Raw genomic sequence first — 16,792 nt, forward strand, 5'->3', positions numbered from 1 at the left:
CCGCGCGGCAGAAAGACCCCCCGGAAGCCGGGTGAACCGGCGCCCTGAAGGTCAGGATGGAGACATGGCATTCCACGTGGACTCCGAAGCCGGGCGGCTGCGCCGCGTCATCCTGCACCGGCCCGACCTGGAGCTGAAAAGGCTCACCCCCACCAACAAGGACGCCCTGCTCTTCGACGACCTCCTCTGGGTCCGGCGGGCCAGGGCCGAGCACGACGGGTTCGCGGACGTGCTGCGGGACCGGGGCGTCGCCGTGCACCTCTTCGGCGACCTGCTCACCGAGACGCTGGCGCTCCCGGCCGCGAGAACCCTCGTACTGGACCGCGTCTTCGACGAGAAGGAGTACGGTCCGCTCGCCACCGACCACCTCAGAGCCGCCTTCGAGACGCTGCCGTCCGCCGAGCTCGCCGAGCTGCTGGTCGGGGGGATGACGAAGCGGGAGTTCCTGGAGGTGCACCCGGAGCCGACCTCCGTGCGGTTCCATGTGATGGAGCTGGACGACTTCCTGCTGGGGCCGCTGCCCAACCACCTCTTCACCCGGGACACGTCGGCGTGGATCTACGACGGGGTGTCCATCAACGCGATGCGGTGGCCGGCGCGGCAGCGGGAGACCGTGCACTTCGAGGCGATCTACCGGCACCACCCGTTGTTCCGGGACGAGCGTTTCCACGTCTGGTCGGAGGGGCAGGCGGACTATCCGTCGACCATCGAGGGCGGGGACGTCCTGGTGATCGGCAACGGCGCCGTCCTGATCGGGATGAGCGAGCGGACCACCCCGCAGGCCGTCGAGATGCTCGCGCACAAGCTGTTCGCGGCGGGCTCGGCGGAGACGATCGTGGCGCTGGACATGCCGAAGGGCCGGGCGTTCATGCACCTGGACACGGTGATGACGATGGTCGACGGCGACACCTTCACCCAGTACGCGGGCCTCGGCATGCTCCGGTCTTACACGATCGAACCCGGTGTGGGCGAGAAGGAGCTCAAGGTCACCGACCATCCGCCGGAGCACATGCACCGGGCGATCGCCGCCGCGCTCGGCCTGGACGCGATCCGGGTGCTGACGGCGACGCAGGACGTGCACGCGGCGGAGCGCGAGCAGTGGGACGACGGCTGCAACGTGCTGTGCGTGGAGCCGGGGGTCGTCGTCGCGTACGAGCGGAACGCCACCACCAACACCCACCTGCGCAAACAGGGTGTCGAGGTGATCGAGATCCCGGGGAGCGAGCTGGGGCGGGGGAGGGGCGGGCCGCGCTGCATGAGCTGTCCGGTGGAGCGGGACGCCGTATGACGGGGGTCCGTGCGTATCGTCGTACCGCAGACTGAATAGAAATGCCGAGTATCGTATAGACTTCCACAGGTCAGTCTGTTCACGTACCTCTGGAGCGCCCCCATGGCGACAGTCCCGACCGCCCTCGCCGGCCGCCACTTCCTCAAGGAGCTGGACTTCACCGCCGAGGAGCTGCGCGGTCTGCTCGCGCTCGCCGCCGAGCTGAAGGCCGCGAAGCGGGCCGGGACCGAGACGCGCCGGCTGACCGGGAAGAACATCGCGCTGATCTTCGAGAAGTCCTCGACGCGCACCCGCTGCGCGTTCGAGGTGGCCGCCGCCGACCAGGGCGCCTCGACGACGTACATCGACCCCTCGGGCTCGCACATCGGCAAGAAGGAGTCCACGAAGGACACCGCGCGGGTGCTCGGGCGCTTCTTCGACGCGATCCAGTTCCGGGGGGACGCGCAGACGGTCGTCGAGGAGCTGGCCGCGTACGCCGGGGTGCCCGTCTACAACGGCCTCACCGACGACTGGCACCCCACGCAGATGCTCGCGGACGTCCTCACGATGACCGAGCACAGCACGAAGCCGCTGACCGACATCTCCTTCGCCTACCTCGGCGACGCCCGCTTCAACATGGGCAACTCCTACCTGGTCACCGGCGCCCTGCTCGGCATGGACGTACGGATCGTCGCGCCCGAGCAGTACTGGCCCGCCCAGGAGATCGTGGACCGCGCCCGGGAGCTGGCCGAGACCAGCGGCGCCCGGGTCACGCTGACCGAGTCCGTCGCCGAGGGCGTCACCGGCGCCCACTTCGTCGCGACCGACGTCTGGGTCTCCATGGGCGAGCCCCAGGAGGTGTGGGCGGAACGGATCGCCGCGCTCGTGCCGTACGCCGTGACCATGGACGTCCTGCGCGCCACCGGCAACCCCGACGTCAAGTTCCTGCACTGCCTGCCGGCCTTCCACGACCTCGGCACCAAGGTCGGCCGGGAGATCTTCGAGACGTACGGCCTGGAATCCCTTGAGGTCACCGACGAGGTCTTCGAGTCGGCCCACTCGGTCGTCTTCGACGAGGCGGAGAACCGGATGCACACGATCAAGGCGATCCTGGTGGCGACGCTCGGCTAGGCGCTCGCCGGGAGCACCGCCAGCCGGAACCACACCGCCTTGCCCTTCTCCGTCGGCCGGTGGCCGCAGGAGGAGGACAGGGCGCGGATCAGGAGCAGGCCCCGCCCGTGTTCCTGCCAGGGGTCGGGGTCGCCGCCGGAGGGGCGGGTCAGCTCGCCCGGCGGGGCCGGGTCCTGGTCGTGCACCTCGACCTGGCAGCCGCTCGGCAGCAAGTGCACGACCAGCTCTATCGGCTCACCGCCCGCCGTGTGCTCGACCGCGTTCGCCACCAGCTCGGCCGTCAGCAGCTCCGCCGTGTCGCAGTCCGCGCCGCACTCGACCTCCGCCAGCGCCGTACGGACCAGGGCGCGCGCGACGGGGACGGCGGCGGCGGTGTGCGGCAGCGCGATGCGCCAGGAGGCTGAGGCCGGTCGTTCAGGCAAGGCGAGTCCGTTCATGGCGCAGGTCCCCTTGATCGACATCAGGCAGTCCTGCTTTCAACTTTGTGGAATGGTACGGCGGCCCCCGGTCCTTGTGCACCAGGGGAGGTGCGCGGGGTTCTACCCGTCCCAACGGCCCCTCCCGCCTCGCTGATCCCGCTGTTACCGCCTTATCGACGACCGGTGACACTGCTATATCGCACCCGTGACGACAGTCACATACGGGTGATAACTTCGAAGGCGTGAGTCCCTTCACCGGATCCGCCGCGCGCACACCCCGTTGGGAACACCTCCGCGTCGACGTCACGGACGCCGTCGCCTCCGTCACGCTCGCCCGCCCCGCCAAACTGAACGCCCTCACCTTCGGCGCCTACGCCGACCTGCGCGACCTCCTCGCCGAGCTGTCCCGGGAGCGGTCCGTGCGGGCGCTCGTGCTGAGCGGAGAGGGCGGCGGCTTCTGCTCCGGCGGCGACGTCGACGAGATCATCGGCGCCACCCTCGCCATGGACACCGCCCAGCTCCTCGACTTCAACCGCATGACCGGGCAGGTCGTCCGGGCCGTGCGCGAGGCGCCGTTCCCGGTGATCGCCGCCGTCCACGGCGTCGCCGCCGGCGCCGGAGCCGTCCTCGCGCTCGCCGCCGACTTCCGCATCGCCGACCCCACCGCCCGGTTCGCCTTCCTCTTCACCAAGGTCGGCCTCTCCGGCGGCGACATGGGCGCCGCCTACCTCCTGCCCCGCGTCGTCGGCCTCGGCCACGCCACCCGGCTGCTGATGCTGGGCGACCCGGTGAAGGCACCCGAAGCCGAACGCATCGGCCTCCTCAGCCAGTTGACCGAACCCGGCGCCGCCGACACCGCCGCCCTCGTCCTCGCCCGGCGCCTCGCCGACGGCCCCGCCCTCGCCCACGCCCAGACCAAGGCCCTGCTCACCGCCGAACTGGACATGCCGCTCGCCGCCGCCGTCGAACTCGACGCCGCCACCCAGGCGTTGCTCATGACCGGCGCCGACTACCGGGAGTTCCACGCCGCGTTCACCGCGAAGCGCCCGCCGAAGTGGCAAGGACGATGACCGGCCGGATCGCGGTCATCGGCGGCGGCCCCGGCGGACTCTACGCGGCGGCCCTCCTCAAACGCCTCGACCCGGCACGGGAGATCACCGTCTGGGAGCGCAACTCCCCCGACGACACCTTCGGCTTCGGCGTCGTCCTCTCCGACGAGACCCTCGGCGGCATCGAACACGCCGACCCGGCCGTGTACGCCGCGCTGGAACGGGAGTTCGTCCGCTGGGACTCCATCGAGATCACCCACCGGGGGCGACGGCACGTCTCCGGCGGACACGGGTTCGCCGCGCTCGGCCGCAGACGACTCCTGCACATCCTGCACGAACGATGCCGGGACCTCGGCGTCGACCTCCGCTTCCGCACGGAGGCCCCCTACCCGGCCTGGCTCGCCGAGACGTACGACCTCGTCGTCGCCGCCGACGGCGTGCACAGCGCGACCCGGGAGACGTTCGCCACCGCGTTCCGGCCCCGGCTGACAGCCCACCGCTGCCGCTACATCTGGCTCGGCACCGACCTCGCGCTCGACGCGTTCCGCTTCGACATCGCCGAGACCGACCACGGCGTCGTCCAGCTCCACGGCTACCCGTACGCGCCCGGCGCCTCGACCGTCATCGTCGAGATGCGCGAAGAGGTGTGGCGGGCCGGGGAGTTCACCGTCGAGCGGTGCGCGGAACTCTTCAAGGAGACCCTGCGCGGACACACCCTGCGGACCAACAACTCCGCCTGGACGACGTTCCGTACGGTCGTCAACGACCGCTGGTCCAGCGGCAACGTCGTCCTCCTCGGGGACGCCGCGCACACCGCCCACTTCTCCATCGGCTCCGGCACGAAACTCGCCGTCGAGGACGCCCTCGCGCTCGCCGCCTGCCTCGACGAACAGCCGGACACAGCAAGGGCGTTGGCCGCGTACGAGGCCGAGCGGCGGCCCGTCGTCGCCTCCACCCAGCGCGCCGCGCGGGCCAGCCTGGAGTGGTTCGAGAACCTCCCCCTGTACGTCGGCCAGCCGCCGCGCCGGTTCGCCTTCAACCTCCTCACCCGCAGCCGCCGCGTCACCCACGACAACCTCCGGCTGCGCGACGCCGGCTTCACGGCCTCCGTGGAACGGGAGTTCGGCTGCCCGCCGGACACGCCGCCCATGTTCACGCCTTTCCGGTTACGGGAGTTGACCCTCCGCAACCGGGTCGTCGTCTCCCCGATGGACATGTACTCCGCGACCGACGGCGTGCCCGGCGACCTCCACCTCGTCCACCTCGGCGCCCGCGCGCTCGGCGGGGCGGGGCTCGTGATGACCGAGATGGTGTGCGTCAGCGCCGAGGGCCGCATCACCCCGGGCTGCACCGGCCTCTACGACGACCGGCAGGGCGCCGCCTGGCGCCGGATCACCGACTTCGTCCACACCCAGGCCCCCGGCACGGCGATCGGCGTCCAGCTCGGCCACTCCGGCCGCAAGGGCTCGACGAAGCTGATGTGGGAGGGCATCGACGAACCCCTCCACGACGGCAACTGGCCGGTGGTGGCGGCCTCTTCCCTGAAGTACCGCCCGGACAGCCAGGTCCCGCGCGAGCTGACCAGCGCCCAACTCGCGCAGATCCGGGGCGAGTTCACCACTGCCGCCCGCCGCGCCGCCCACGCCGGCTTCGACCTCCTCGAACTCCACTGCGCCCACGGCTACCTGCTCTCCGGCTTCCTCTCCCCCCTGACCAACCACCGCACCGACGCGTACGGCGGCTCCCTCGCGAACCGCCTGCGCTTCCCGCTGGAGGTCCTCGACGCGGTACGGGACGTCTGGCCCGCCGAACTCCCCCTGACCGTACGGATATCCGCCACCGACTGGGCCCCCGGCGGCACGACCCCCGAGGACGCCGTCGAGATCTCCCGCGCCTTCGCCTCCCACGGCGCCGACGCGATCGACGTCTCCACGGGCCAGGTCGTCGCCGACGAGACCCCCGAATACGGCCGCTCCTACCAGACCCCGTACGCCGACCGCATCCGCAGCGAGGCGGGCGTCCCGGTCATCGCCGTCGGCGCGATCTCCTCCTGGGACGACGTCAACTCCCTGATCCTGGCGGGGCGTACGGACCTCTGCGCCCTCGGCCGCCCCCACCTCTACGACCCGCACTGGACACTGCACGCGGCTGCCGAGCAGGGCTACGAAGGGCCGGGCGTGGTGTGGCCGGTGCAGTACCGCGCGGGGAGCAGAAGACCATCGACGGGCCGCACGGACGCCCCCAAACCCCGCTTGACACTGGGGAGTTGATTCAGGAGTAGCCCCAGGACGCGCAGTACGGCCGCAGGGACGGGTGGACCTCGTCCGGGGCGGGCAGCGCGCGGCCCGGCTGGACCGTGCCCGTGCGGATGCTGGCCCGCCAGTCGCCGAGGCCCCGCTTCAGGTCCGGGTCGCTCTTCGCGCCGTAGTCGGCCATGCCGGGCTCGAACTCGACGCCCAGGTACGCGCACAGGCGCCGCAGCTCCCGGTCCGGGTCGGCGGTGATGTCCTCGTACCGCACGGTGCACGCCTCGCCGAGGGTGCCGCGGGCCCGGTCGACGGCCTCGACATGCCGCAGGACGTCCGCGACGGCCTGCTCGTACGGCCGCTTCACGGGGTCGCTCTCGTGCCAGGAGCGGGCGACGGACTCGGGGTGGCGCAGCAGCAGCAGGAAGCGGGCGTCGGGCCAGGAGTCCCGGATGCGCTCGTGGCAGAACACGTTCCCCGGGGTCTTCTCGACGATGAACTCCTTGCCGGAGCGCACCAGTTCACGGTGGAGCACCCGGTCCCACAACAGGTGCTCCAGATCCCCGCGTTCGAGGCCGAGGTTCTGCATCGCGTACTCGGAGACACTGCTCCCGTAGCCCACTTCGAGCCGGGAGATGTGCAGTTCGTGCGGGGCGCGCAGCCGCGAGTGCGTGTCCAGCATCATCCGCAGCAGCGTCGACCCGGAGCGGATCGAGGAGATGACGAACACGGGCCGTCTGAGCAACCGGTCCTCCGCCGACGGCTCGTGGTACACCGGAGGCCGCGCCGGGGCGGCGGACGGCCGGGCCGCCCGGCGGACCTGGAGTCCCGTCGTGGCGGTCAGCGCCCGGTTCAGACTGCGCATGAGGCTCATGAGCCGCACGCTAGGTAAGGAGTCTGAGAGAACCCGTCAAGAAACCTGAGGATTCACTGAGCGCCCCCGGGAGTCCGGGGTCTTCAGGCCCCGGCCCGCACGAACCCCTCGCCCGCGTCCCGCAGCCGCGCGTGCAGCTCGTGGAAGACGCCCGCCGACCGCGCCCCCGGCCAGTTCGCCGGCAACAGCCGCGCGGGCAGCCCCGGATCGGCGTACGGCAGCCGCCGCCAGGAGTCCAGCGCGAGCAGATAGTCCCGGTACGCCTCCTGCGGCGGCGTGTCCGTACGCTCCCGCCAGGCCCGCAGCACGGGTTCGTGCGTGTCGAGGAACGCCTCGTGCTCCTTGGCGATCGCCGCGAGGTCCCACCACCGCGACACCGCCTCGACGGTCGCCGTGAACCCGAGGTGCTCGCCCCGGAACAGGTCGACGTACGGCCCGAGTCCGAGCCGCTCCAGCGTTCGCCGCGCCTCGTCGTGCAGCCGCGCGGGCGCGATCCACACACCGGGCGCCGCCGTCCCGAAGCCGAGCCCGGCCAGCCGCGACCGCAGGACGTGCCGCTTCTGCCGCTCGGACTCCGGCACGGAGAACACCGCGAGCACCCAGCCCTCGTCGCCGGGCGGCCCGGCCGGGTAGATCCTGCGGTCCCCGTCGTCCATCAACTGCCGCGCCTGAGGCGACAGTTCGTACCCCGCCGCACCCCGCTCGGTGCGCGCGGGCAGCAGCAGCCCGCGGCGTTTGAGCCGGGACACGGAGGAACGCACGGAGGGGGCGTCGACCCCCACCGCGGCGAGCAGCCGGATCAGCTCCGCGACGGGCACGGGGCCCGGCGTGAAGCGGCCGTACGCGCCGTAGAGCGTGACGATCAGAGACCGTGGTGCATGCTGGTCGGACACGTTGATCATCTTAGGTCTTCGGCATCAGTGCTGGTCACCTCGGGTACGCAGCCGGAACCGCTGGAGTTTTCCCGTCGCCGTGCGCGGCAGCTCGGCCGGGAAGTGGATCTCGCGCGGACACTTGTACGGCGCCAACTCGGCCTTCACGAACGCCCGTAGCGCCGCCACGTCCTCCCGCGCCCCCTCGCGCAGCACCGCGTACGCCACGACCACCTGCCCGCGCTCCTCGTCCGGCCGCCCCACCACCGCCGCCTCCAGCACGTCCGGATGCCGCAGCAACGCCTCCTCGACCTCGGGCCCCGCGATGTTGTACCCGGCGGACACGATCATGTCGTCGGCACGGGCGACGAACCTGAAGTACCCGTCGGCCTCCCGGACATAGGTGTCCCCGGTGACGTTCCAGCCGCCCCGCACGTACTCCCCCTGCCGGGGGTCGGCGAGATACCGGCACCCCACCGGGCCGCGTACGGCGAGCAGGCCCGGAGTGCCGTCGGCGACCGGTCTCCCCGCGCCGTCCTGCACCCGCGCCTCCCAGCCCGGCACGGCAACTCCCGTCGTCCCGGGCCTGATCGCCTCGTCCGCCGCCGAGATGAAGATGTGCAGCAGCTCGGTGGCGCCGATGCCGTTGATGATCCGCACGCCGGTCCGTGAGTGCCAGGCTTCCCAGGTCGCCGACGGCAGGTTCTCCCCGGCCGACACGCAGCGCCGCAGGGACGACACGTCGTACGCGTCGAGGTCGGGCAGCATCGCGCGGTACGCGGTCGGCGCGGTGAACAGGACCGACACCCGGTGCCGTGCGATCGCCTCCAACAGGGCCTTCGGACCCGCCTGTTCGAGCAGCAGCGCGCTCGCGCCGCACCGCAGCGGGAACACGACGAGACCACCGAGGCCGAACGTGAACCCGAGCGGGGGGCTGCCCGTGAACACGTCGTCCGGCGTCGGCCGCAGGACGTGTCGCGCGAACGTGTCCGCGATCGCCAGGACATCGCGGTGGAAGTGCGCACAGCCCTTGGGGCGGCCGGTGGTTCCGGAGGTGAACGCGATCAGCGCGATGTCGTCGGCCGCCGTGTCCACTGCCTCGTACGGGAGCCCGGGCGCGGGCCGGTTGAGGAGGTCGTCCGGGGTGTCGCCGCCGTACGGGGTGATCCTCAGGCCCGGGACCTCCGCCTTGACGAGGTCGTCCAACGAGCGGGCGTCGCACAGGGCGTGGCTCACGCGGGCGATCTCGCACATCGTCGCCAGTTCGTGTGCGCGCTGCTGGGCGAGGACCGTGACCGCTATCGCGCCCGCCTTGAGGACGGCCAGCCAACAGGCCGCGAGCCAGGGGGTGGTGGGGCCGCGAAGGAGGACGCGGTTGCCGGGGAGCACGCCCAGATCGGCGGTGAGGGTGTGGGCTATGCGGTCGACGTGGGCCCGCAGTCCGGCGTACGACCAGGTCGTGGTCGGGGTGCGGAGGGCGGGGGCGTCGTCGGGCTGGCCCGTGAGCAGTTCCGTGGCGCAGTTCAGGCGGGGCGGGTAGGCCAACTCCGGGAGGTCGAAGCGGAGTTCGGGCCAGGCGCCGGGCGGCGGGAGGTGGTCGCGCGCGAAGGTGTCGACGTGGGCCGAGAGCTGCACGGTGGCTCGCCCCCTTGTCGGTTCGGGGTCGTGCGTCGAGCGTAACGCGTTGGTGACGGCGGTCAAGGGAGCGCGATATGGTCGAGGCCGAGGGGGTGTACGCCATGGGGCGTTCCGACTTGCGCACACTGGCCGCCGAAGTCCTCCGTCCGCTCGCGGAGAAGGGCGAACCGGGCCGGGTCAACCGTCCCCTCGTCGCCGAACTGGGTCAACGGGGGCTGCTGGACCGGCTGTTCACCTCCGGCGCCGTCGAACTCTGCGAGCTGCGGGAGTCGCTGGCGTACGGCTGCACGGAGGCGGAGACCGCGCTCGCGTTGCAGGGGCTCGGGGCGTATCCCGTGCACGGGTACGGGAGTTCGGGGCAGCGGGAGCGGTGGTTGCCGGGGGTGCGGGCGGGGCGGGTGGTGGCGGCGTTCGCGTTGAGCGAGCCGGGGGCGGGGTCTGATGCGGCGGCGCTGGAGTTGCGGGCGGTACCCGATGCCGGGGGCGGTTCGGGGGGTTCCGGTCGTGCCGGTGCCGGTGCCGGTGCCGGTGCCGGTGCTGGCGGTGGCTGGCGGCTCGTCGGGGAGAAGTGCTGGATCTCCAACGCCCCCGAGGCCGACTTCTACACGGTCTTCGCCCGCACCGGAGACAGCGGTGCGCGCGGCATCACCGCGTTCCTCGTCCCCGCCGACCGGCCCGGCCTCACCGGCACCCACCTCGACATGCTCTCCCCGCACCCCATCGGCGCGCTCACCTTCGACGGCGTCCCCGTCGGCCCCGACGACGTCCTCGGCGAGACCGGCCGGGGCTTCCGCGTCGCGATGGGCACCCTCAACCGGTTCCGGCCCAGCGTCGGCGCGTTCGCGGTCGGGATGGCGCAGGCCGCACTGGACGCCACCCTCGCCTGGACGTCCGAACGGGACGCGTTCGGCGGCAAGTTGAGGGACCTCCAGGCCGTCGCCCACGAGGTCGCGGAGATGGCCCTGCGCGTCGAGTCGGCCCGCCTGATGGTCCACGCGGCGGCCACCGCGTACGACGCGGGCGGACCGGACGTCCCCCGGCGCGTGGCGATGGGCAAGCTGTTCGCGACGGAGGCCGCGCAGTACGTCGTCGACAGGGCGGTGCAGTTGCACGGGGCGCGGGCGCTCCAGCGGGGGCATCTGCTGGAGCACCTCTACCGGGAGGTGCGGGCGCCGCGGATCTACGAGGGGGCCAGCGAGATCCAACGGGGCATCATCGCGAAGGAGTTGTACACGGAGTGGGAGGGGCGGGCCGTATGAGCCTCGAACGTCTGAACCCCGCCGGGCTGTCACCCCCCTCCGGCTTCTCCCACGCCGTCGTCGCCACCGGCAGCCGCTTCGTCTTCCTCGCCGGGCAGACCGCTCTCGACGCGGACGGGAAGGTCGTGGGGGAGACGCTGGCCGAACAGTTCGAGGTGGCGTTGCGGAACCTGCTGGCCGCGCTCACGGCGGCCGGGGGCCGCGCGGCCGACCTCGCGAGGGTGACGGCGTACGTCACGGACGTCCCCGCGTATCGCGCCGCCGCGCCTCAACTGGGCCGGATCTGGCGGGATTCGGCGGGCCGGGACTACCCGGCGATGGCGGTCGTCGGCATCGTACGGCTGTGGGACGAGACGGCGTTGATCGAGCTGGACGGGTTCGCGGTGCTGGAGTGAACCGGCGTCGTGGGCTCAGGCCGCGACCAGGCGCCTCGCCGGTGCCACGACCCTGCCGTCCGGCAGCAGTTCGCCGGAGTCGTCGAAGACGATCGTGCCGTCGCACAGCAGGTTCCAGCCCTGCTCCGGGTGGGCGGCGACGACGTGTGCGGGACTCTCGACGGTCCCGGAGACGGTGTGGGAACACATGGCGCACCTCCAGTGGCGGGGGAGCGGCCCGAGCGGACCGTCCCGCATGGACAGACCATGCTCCCGCCGCGAACTCATCGGAACGGCTCCGCCGCAAGCGTGACAACACCAGGACAACTCCGGGACGGTTCCCCGACGCCGGTCACCGCTCCGTGGACGTCCGGTCACGAGGCGATGCCGCCGTACGGTCGTATCCGCGTCGACCGATGGCATGGACTCCGCCCCGAACCGGCACCACCCACCGCGAAGCGGGTCACACGCCCCGGTATCGCTGGTCGGGAACACCCCGAACCAGGAGGTACCCCATGTCCTTCCGCTCCGCGCTCGGCGTCGCCGCCGGCGCCACGCTGCTCCTGCTGACCGCACCCACCGCCCAGGCGGACCCCGCCGAGACGGTGACCGTCGACCCGGTGGCCCGGATCGCCGCCGACGGCACGGTCACCCTCACCGGCACCTACCGCTGCCTCGGCAACAAGGGCCCCGTCTTCGTGAGCAGCTCCGTCAACCAGGACTCCGGCGACGTCAGCCACGGCATCGGCGGTACCACCGCCCTCTGCGACGGCGCCGAGCACGCCTGGCAGAACACCGGCAGACCGTCCCCGTCCACCCTCACCCCCGGCGAGGCGAGAGTCGAGGCGACGCTGATGGAACTCGCCCCGGAGGGCGGGTTGCCGCTGCCGCGTTTCCACGCCCGTGAAACCGGGCCGGTGACGCTCACAGAGGTGTGACCAGGGGCTTCGGGCCGCGCCCGCTCGTCCGGTGCACCGGACGGCTCCATGCGCTCAATCCGGCCGGGGGCACTCGTCCTTCGGCCGGCTCCCACCCGCGTAGCCGGCGATGTCCTCGGGACGTACGTCGGCCGTGAGCGCGCAGGCCGAGGAGAGCCAGGCGGCTGGGGCGAAGGGCCACAGGACGGTGAATCCGCCATCGGCGGCGGCCAGTTCGTTCCCGTCCGGCGAGGCCGACAGAGAGGTGACGGGGCGGTCGTCGGTGTACCGGAGGGGCGGTCCGGCCGCGGTGCCGGCTCGGGTGTCCCACAGGCGGACGGTGCCGTCCTCCGCGCCCGAGGCCAGCAGGCCCCCGCGCGACCAGGCCAGGGACCGGACCGTGTCCGTGTGTCCGGTCAGGGGAGCGCCGAGCCGGTCGCCGGTGCGGACGTCCCAGAGGGAGACCGCGCGGTCGTCGCTCCCGGTCGCCAGGACGCGGCCGTCCGGAGAGAACGCGAGCGCGGCGACGTACAGGCGATGGCCCGTCGCCAGGGCGCGGGGTGCGGTCGTGGTGGCGTCTCCCGTCCACAACAGAACCTGCGGATCGGTGACCGTGCCGTAGGAGACGGCGACTTCACCGTGTGGGCCGAGCGCCACCGCGCGTACGCCCCGGCCGTCGAACCCTTCGAGCGGCGCGGTGGCACCTCGGCGATGCAGCAGCACCCGGTCGTCCCACGCGGTGAGGACCGTCCCGTCGAGGGTGGCGCGGACGTCCAGGAAGCCGGAGGGCTCGTCGGTGAGGCGCTGATGTCTGCGGGTGGCGAGATCCACACCGTGCAGGACGCCGTCCGCCGTGGCCACGGCAAGGGTCCCCGGGCCCGTCCAGGCGAGACCGGCGACGGCCTTGCCGCCGGGCAGGGTGATCCGGGCGCCCGCGTGCGGGCCGGCCCCGGACAACACCACGTCTCCGCGGTTGTCGCCGCGAGCCAGGGTGCCGGCCGGGCCGTGGGCCACGGCGGTCACCGTACGGCCCGCGTCGGCGGGGCGCGGTACGGCGGCGGGTGAACGGCGGCCGGCCGCGTCCCAGACGACCAGGCGGCCCTCCTCGGTCAGGGCGGCCAGCAGACGACCGTCCGTGGCGAGTCCCACGACGGCGTCACCCGGCGGCCCCGTGAACGTCTCGCCGAGCGCCCGCGGAACGCCGCCGGACGTCGACCAGGCACGTACACGTCCGGTCGTGTCCCCGACGTACACCGTCCCGGCGGTGGCCGCGACGGCGCTGGAGTTCGGGGACGGCGTGCTCCCGTGCGGGAGGTGCAGCCGCGCGCCGTCGACGACCGCCAGCCCGGCACCGGGTGCGGCCGCGACGGCGTTCCCGCCGGCGGCCGCGACCGTCGTGTCCCACACCGGCCGGGGCCGCCACGCCCCCTCGGTCGGGACCTCCAGCACATGGTTCGTGCGGGTCGTCACGGCGGCCACGGCTCCCGGCCGGTGCACGGCGATCGCCACGACCTCCTCCGGCAGGCGCAGCGGCTCCAGCGCCTCGCCCCGCACGGTCCAGCGGGCCACCGTCCCGTCCGTCCCGCCCGCCAGCACCACGTGCGCCGTGCCGTCCACGGCGACGGCGGCGACCGCCGCCCCGCCCGGCATCCGCAGGCGCACGGGGGCACCGTCACCGGCGGCGGGCTGGACGACGACCCCGCCGGTCGCGTCCCCCGACACGACCAGCCCACCGGACAGGGCCACGGCCGACACCCCGTCGCCGTGCCGTGCGGGCAGCGTCCCGAGCAGTCGGCCCGTGACCGGGTCCACCCGGCGAAGGGCCCCGTCCGAGCAGCCCAGCACGAGCGCCCCGTCCCCGGTCGGCCCGGAGGCCAGGACATTGGGCGTCGCCGCGCCGAAGGCCGGGCGGTGGACGGCCAGTTGACCGCCCGGTGCGGCCAGTACGTCCATCAGCGCGGTCCGGGTCGCGGCCATGTCGTCCAGCCGCACCGCCGCGACCGCCAGCGCCGCCGCCACGTCCCGCCGTTCACCCGCCGCCGACCGGGCCTGCGCCGACAGCCGGAGCGCGTCCATGGAAGTCCTGTCCCGCTGCGCGAGCTGTTCGGCGTCGCGCAGCACGAACACCAGGGCGAGCGCCAGTGCCACCATGGCCGCCGCCACGGCCAGGCCCACGGCGGTCAGCCGCCACCGGCGCCTGAAGGTGCGGGCCTGTTCCCTGACCGCCCGCGCCTGCTCCTCGACGCGCCGGGACGCCTCGACGTACGCCCGCTCCCGCTCGTTGAGCGGCCACAGCTGCGGGTCCAGCAGTTCCAGGAGCCGCAGCTGTCCCGGGCTCAGCACGAACCCCTCGTCCTCGCCCTGCGCGTGCCATCGGGCGGCGCCGGCCGCGATGTCGTCCTGCAACTGCTTGGCGGCCGGATCCGCCCGCAGCCACTCGCGCAGCCGCCCCCACTTCTCCAGCAGCACCTCGTGCGCCACTTCGACGGTCGGCTCGCTGCCTCGCTCGTCCCCGTCGCCCACGGTCAGCAGCCGCTTCTTGACGAACCGTTCCACGACCTCGACCACGGCCACCTCGTCGTCCCGCTCCGAGACCAGGTCACGGGCGTACGCCCGTTGCCGCGTCGGGCGCTCGCCCCGGCCGACGTACGCCAGCCGCGTCCACACCCGCCGGGCGACCGCCCGCTGTGCCGGGGTGAGCCGGGACCAGACGTCCTCGGCATCGCTGTCCAGCGCCGCGCCCACCCCGCCCGCCGCCTCGTAGGCGGTCAGCGTCAGCACCGGGGAGTCGTCCCGCTCCCAGATCCGCTGGAGCACGTACGCGATCAGCGGCAGGGTGCCGGGGCCCTCGGCCGCCTCCGCGACGATCCGCTGGACGAGTTCGTCCTCGACCCCGAGCTCGGCCGTCCGCGCCGGCCGGCGTACCGCGTCGCGCAGTCCTCGCGCGCTGAGCGGGCCCAGCCAGTACTGGTGGGCCGACACCTCGGTGGCCAGCTCCGGCACGGCCTCCAGCCGGTGGTAGAGGTCGCTGCGCAGCGCGACCACCACCCGGACCGGCGGAACCTGTGGCACGTCCCGCACCGACAGCACCGCGCGCGCCGCGCAGACGACGTCCGCCGCGGGCAGGTTCGGCGCGAGGAACTCCTCGAACTGGTCCAGCAGCCACACCACGTGCCGGCCGGTGAGCCGGGCGAGTCCGGCCGACAGCCGCCCGAAGAGGGCCGGGTCCTCACGCAGCGCGTCCGCGCCGGGCCAGGGATCCAGCACCTGGCCGGCGTCCTCGTACGCGGCGCGCACGGTGGCGCACAGGGCGTCCAGGGCCCCGGACGTCTTACGTACGACACGCACCGTCCAGCTCTCGCTGCCGGACTGCGCGCCGTTGCGCAGCGCGTGCGCCACCCCGGCCGCGAGCAACGAGGACTTGCCGCTGCCCGACGCCCCCACGACCGCGCTGAACGGGTGGTGGACCAGCAGATCGAGGACGTGCCCGGTCTCCTCCCCCCGGCCGTGGAACAACTCGCCCCAGCTCTCGTCGAAGTGGTCCAGGCCCGGGTAGGGGCAGGACCCGGCCGCGCGCGGGCCTCCGGCGGGACGCACCAGTGTGAAGAAGAGGTTGTTGTCGCGACCCGCCGCCAAGCCGCCGGGCGCGCTGATCGACACCTGGCCATGGCCGAAGGCGACGGCTCCGGAGTCGTCGATGTCTGGGGGAGGGGTGGTCACTGGGGTGGCGGTGCGGGTGAGGCGATCACGTTGTACGTGCGCTTGTCGATGGTGTTGGAGACAGTGTGGTCCGACACCACCGAGGCTGAGACTTCGCAGCCGCCCTTGCCGCCCGGGCCGGGGTCGCGCGCGTTCAGGGTCGCTGTGACGCGAGTCTGCCGCGCGGCACGCACGTAGGTGGTGCCGCTGCCGCCGAAGTCGCAGGAGCCCGTGGCCCTCATGCGGATGTCGGCCTCAAGGGGGTCCGGGCTCTTGATCCCGACGCGTACGGCGAGAGTGCCCGGGTACGGCAGATCGGCCCTGGGATCGGCCCAGCTGAGAGTGACCGGCTGGTAGCCGACGCGGAACTGCTGACCTACCGCTTCCGCCGGGGCCCAGGTGCTGTCGCCGGGCTGGGACGCGATGACCGTACAGCCGCCCGAGGTGCCGCTGAGTTCGACGTGGGTGGGATTCTCGGCCGGTTCGAGATTGCAGTTGTTCCAGTTGGACGCCCGGTCGACCGTGTAGACCACGGGGAGTCCGGAGGTGGCACAGCCGCGCAGGGGGACGGTGATGTGGGGGAACGTGTGATGCGTGCCCAGCGGCGGGAGGACGACGGTCTGCGCTCGACGGCCGTCCTGCGTGCCGGTCGGCGCGGTGATGCCGCACTTCTTGACCGGGGGGTCCCGGTCGTCCTCGTCGTCCGGGGTGCTGCTCGTGGCGGGCCGCGAGGATCTGACGTCTCCCGTCGGCCCGACGGTGCCTTTCTGCTTCGTCAGATCACTGCTTCCGGTCGGACTCGTGCCCCTGGTCGTACCGTCTCTCTTCGCGGAGCCCGACGGGCCAGGATCGTCGGTGTCCCCGGCCGATCCCGTCGGCGTGCTCTCGGGTGACTCCTTCTCCCACGGTTCCAGCAGACCGCTGCTGGTCGCCCCGTCTGTGGCCTCGGCCGAGTCACTGCCGCCCGGCGAGCCGCCGCATCCTGTGACGAGCACGCCCAGCACCGCCGTCACCAGCGCCGCGCGTCGGACCGCCCTGGTACGCACG

The 16,792-nt window shown here is 72.8% G+C and carries 14 protein-coding genes; 7 read left to right on the plus strand and 7 right to left on the minus strand.

Annotated features, from left to right (window positions below):
- The first annotated feature begins 64 nt into the window (after positions 1–64).
- Together ACLZOT_RS05825 and argF are read left to right on the plus strand one after the other, a co-directional pair.
- Complete coding sequence (locus ACLZOT_RS05825) at positions 65–1,288, plus strand: arginine deiminase (RefSeq protein ID WP_416967632.1); 1,224 nt, start codon at positions 65–67, stop codon at positions 1,286–1,288.
- Positions 1,289–1,390: 102 nt separating this feature from the next.
- Positions 1,391–2,398 (plus strand): ornithine carbamoyltransferase, encoded by a 1,008-nt coding sequence (argF, locus tag ACLZOT_RS05830; RefSeq protein WP_416967633.1) that lies wholly within the window; start codon positions 1,391–1,393, stop codon positions 2,396–2,398.
- On the opposite strand, the gene ACLZOT_RS05835 is transcribed toward argF, so the two are convergent.
- On the minus strand, positions 2,395–2,835 hold the full coding sequence (locus tag ACLZOT_RS05835; RefSeq protein WP_416967634.1) for an ATP-binding protein: 441 nt from the start codon (positions 2,833–2,835) through the stop codon (positions 2,395–2,397). The genes argF and ACLZOT_RS05835 overlap by 4 nt on opposite strands.
- A gap of 224 nt (positions 2,836–3,059) precedes the next feature.
- On the opposite strand from ACLZOT_RS05835, the gene ACLZOT_RS05840 reads away from it, so the two are divergent.
- Both ACLZOT_RS05840 and ACLZOT_RS05845 read left to right on the plus strand, forming a co-directional pair.
- Entirely contained in the window at positions 3,060–3,887 is an 828-nt protein-coding gene (locus tag ACLZOT_RS05840; RefSeq protein WP_416967635.1) for an enoyl-CoA hydratase family protein, read from the plus strand.
- The gene (locus ACLZOT_RS05845; RefSeq protein ID WP_416967636.1) at positions 3,884–6,136 is read left to right on the plus strand and encodes a bifunctional salicylyl-CoA 5-hydroxylase/oxidoreductase; all 2,253 of its coding nucleotides are present in this window, start codon (positions 3,884–3,886) and stop codon (positions 6,134–6,136) included. The genes ACLZOT_RS05840 and ACLZOT_RS05845 overlap by 4 nt, the downstream gene beginning before the upstream one ends.
- A 1-nt stretch (position 6,137) precedes the next feature.
- On the opposite strand, the gene ACLZOT_RS05850 is transcribed toward ACLZOT_RS05845, so the two are convergent.
- The 3 genes from ACLZOT_RS05850 to ACLZOT_RS05860 all read right to left on the minus strand — a co-directional run bounded on the left by ACLZOT_RS05850 (position 6,138) and on the right by ACLZOT_RS05860 (position 9,493).
- Positions 6,138–6,986 (minus strand): sulfotransferase family protein, encoded by an 849-nt coding sequence (locus ACLZOT_RS05850; RefSeq protein WP_416967637.1) that lies wholly within the window; start codon positions 6,984–6,986, stop codon positions 6,138–6,140.
- A gap of 83 nt (positions 6,987–7,069) precedes the next feature.
- Positions 7,070–7,888 carry a PaaX family transcriptional regulator C-terminal domain-containing protein gene (locus ACLZOT_RS05855; RefSeq protein WP_416967638.1) on the minus strand — a complete coding sequence of 273 codons (819 nt, stop codon included), beginning with the start codon at positions 7,886–7,888 and terminating at the stop codon, positions 7,070–7,072.
- Positions 7,889–7,903: 15 nt separating this feature from the next.
- Complete coding sequence (locus ACLZOT_RS05860) at positions 7,904–9,493, minus strand: AMP-binding protein (RefSeq protein ID WP_416967639.1); 1,590 nt, start codon at positions 9,491–9,493, stop codon at positions 7,904–7,906.
- A gap of 77 nt (positions 9,494–9,570) precedes the next feature.
- Between ACLZOT_RS05860 and ACLZOT_RS05865 the strand changes: the two genes are divergently transcribed.
- On the plus strand, positions 9,571–10,755 hold the full coding sequence (locus tag ACLZOT_RS05865; RefSeq protein ID WP_416967640.1) for an acyl-CoA dehydrogenase family protein: 1,185 nt from the start codon (positions 9,571–9,573) through the stop codon (positions 10,753–10,755).
- Positions 10,752–11,150, plus strand: coding sequence for a RidA family protein (locus ACLZOT_RS05870; RefSeq protein ID WP_416967641.1), 399 nt, complete (start codon positions 10,752–10,754; stop codon positions 11,148–11,150). Before ACLZOT_RS05865 ends, ACLZOT_RS05870 begins: the two co-directional genes overlap by 4 nt.
- Positions 11,151–11,165: 15 nt before the next feature.
- Here the strand turns inward: ACLZOT_RS05870 and ACLZOT_RS05875 are convergent, their stop codons facing one another.
- On the minus strand, positions 11,166–11,339 hold the full coding sequence (locus ACLZOT_RS05875) for a DUF5999 family protein (protein ID WP_416967642.1): 174 nt from the start codon (positions 11,337–11,339) through the stop codon (positions 11,166–11,168).
- 305 nt (positions 11,340–11,644) lie between these two features.
- Between ACLZOT_RS05875 and ACLZOT_RS05880 the strand changes: the two genes are divergently transcribed.
- A complete protein-coding gene (locus ACLZOT_RS05880) occupies positions 11,645–12,067 on the plus strand; it encodes a DUF6299 family protein (RefSeq protein WP_416967643.1) in 423 nt (140 codons plus the stop codon).
- Between the two features lie 54 nt (positions 12,068–12,121).
- On the opposite strand, the gene ACLZOT_RS05885 is transcribed toward ACLZOT_RS05880, so the two are convergent.
- Both ACLZOT_RS05885 and ACLZOT_RS05890 read right to left on the minus strand, forming a co-directional pair.
- The gene (locus tag ACLZOT_RS05885; RefSeq protein ID WP_416967644.1) at positions 12,122–15,766 is read right to left on the minus strand and encodes a hypothetical protein; all 3,645 of its coding nucleotides are present in this window, start codon (positions 15,764–15,766) and stop codon (positions 12,122–12,124) included.
- A complete protein-coding gene (locus ACLZOT_RS05890) occupies positions 15,763–16,791 on the minus strand; it encodes a hypothetical protein (protein ID WP_416967645.1) in 1,029 nt (342 codons plus the stop codon). The genes ACLZOT_RS05885 and ACLZOT_RS05890 overlap by 4 nt, the downstream gene beginning before the upstream one ends.
- Between the last annotated feature and the right edge of the window lies 1 nt (position 16,792).

Source organism: Streptomyces sp. 4F14 (genome assembly GCF_048159485.1).
Classification (GTDB): Bacteria; Actinomycetota; Actinomycetes; order Streptomycetales; family Streptomycetaceae; genus Streptomyces.

Excerpts from the sequence above, each read along its gene's own strand:
- ACLZOT_RS05825 (WP_416967632.1), top strand. The coding sequence starts at position 65 with ATGGCATTCCACGTGGACTCCGAAGCCGGGCGGCTGCGCCGCGTCATC.
- argF (WP_416967633.1), top strand. The coding sequence starts at position 1,391 with ATGGCGACAGTCCCGACCGCCCTCGCCGGCCGCCACTTCCTCAAGGAG.
- ACLZOT_RS05835 (WP_416967634.1), bottom strand. The coding sequence starts at position 2,835 with ATGAACGGACTCGCCTTGCCTGAACGACCGGCCTCAGCCTCCTGGCGC.
- ACLZOT_RS05845 (WP_416967636.1), top strand. The coding sequence starts at position 3,884 with ATGACCGGCCGGATCGCGGTCATCGGCGGCGGCCCCGGCGGACTCTAC.
- ACLZOT_RS05850 (WP_416967637.1), bottom strand. The coding sequence starts at position 6,986 with ATGAGCCTCATGCGCAGTCTGAACCGGGCGCTGACCGCCACGACGGGA.
- ACLZOT_RS05855 (WP_416967638.1), bottom strand. The coding sequence starts at position 7,888 with ATGATCAACGTGTCCGACCAGCATGCACCACGGTCTCTGATCGTCACG.
- ACLZOT_RS05865 (WP_416967640.1), top strand. The coding sequence starts at position 9,571 with ATGGTCGAGGCCGAGGGGGTGTACGCCATGGGGCGTTCCGACTTGCGC.
- ACLZOT_RS05870 (WP_416967641.1), top strand. The coding sequence starts at position 10,752 with ATGAGCCTCGAACGTCTGAACCCCGCCGGGCTGTCACCCCCCTCCGGC.
- ACLZOT_RS05875 (WP_416967642.1), bottom strand. The coding sequence starts at position 11,339 with ATGTGTTCCCACACCGTCTCCGGGACCGTCGAGAGTCCCGCACACGTC.
- ACLZOT_RS05880 (WP_416967643.1), top strand. The coding sequence starts at position 11,645 with ATGTCCTTCCGCTCCGCGCTCGGCGTCGCCGCCGGCGCCACGCTGCTC.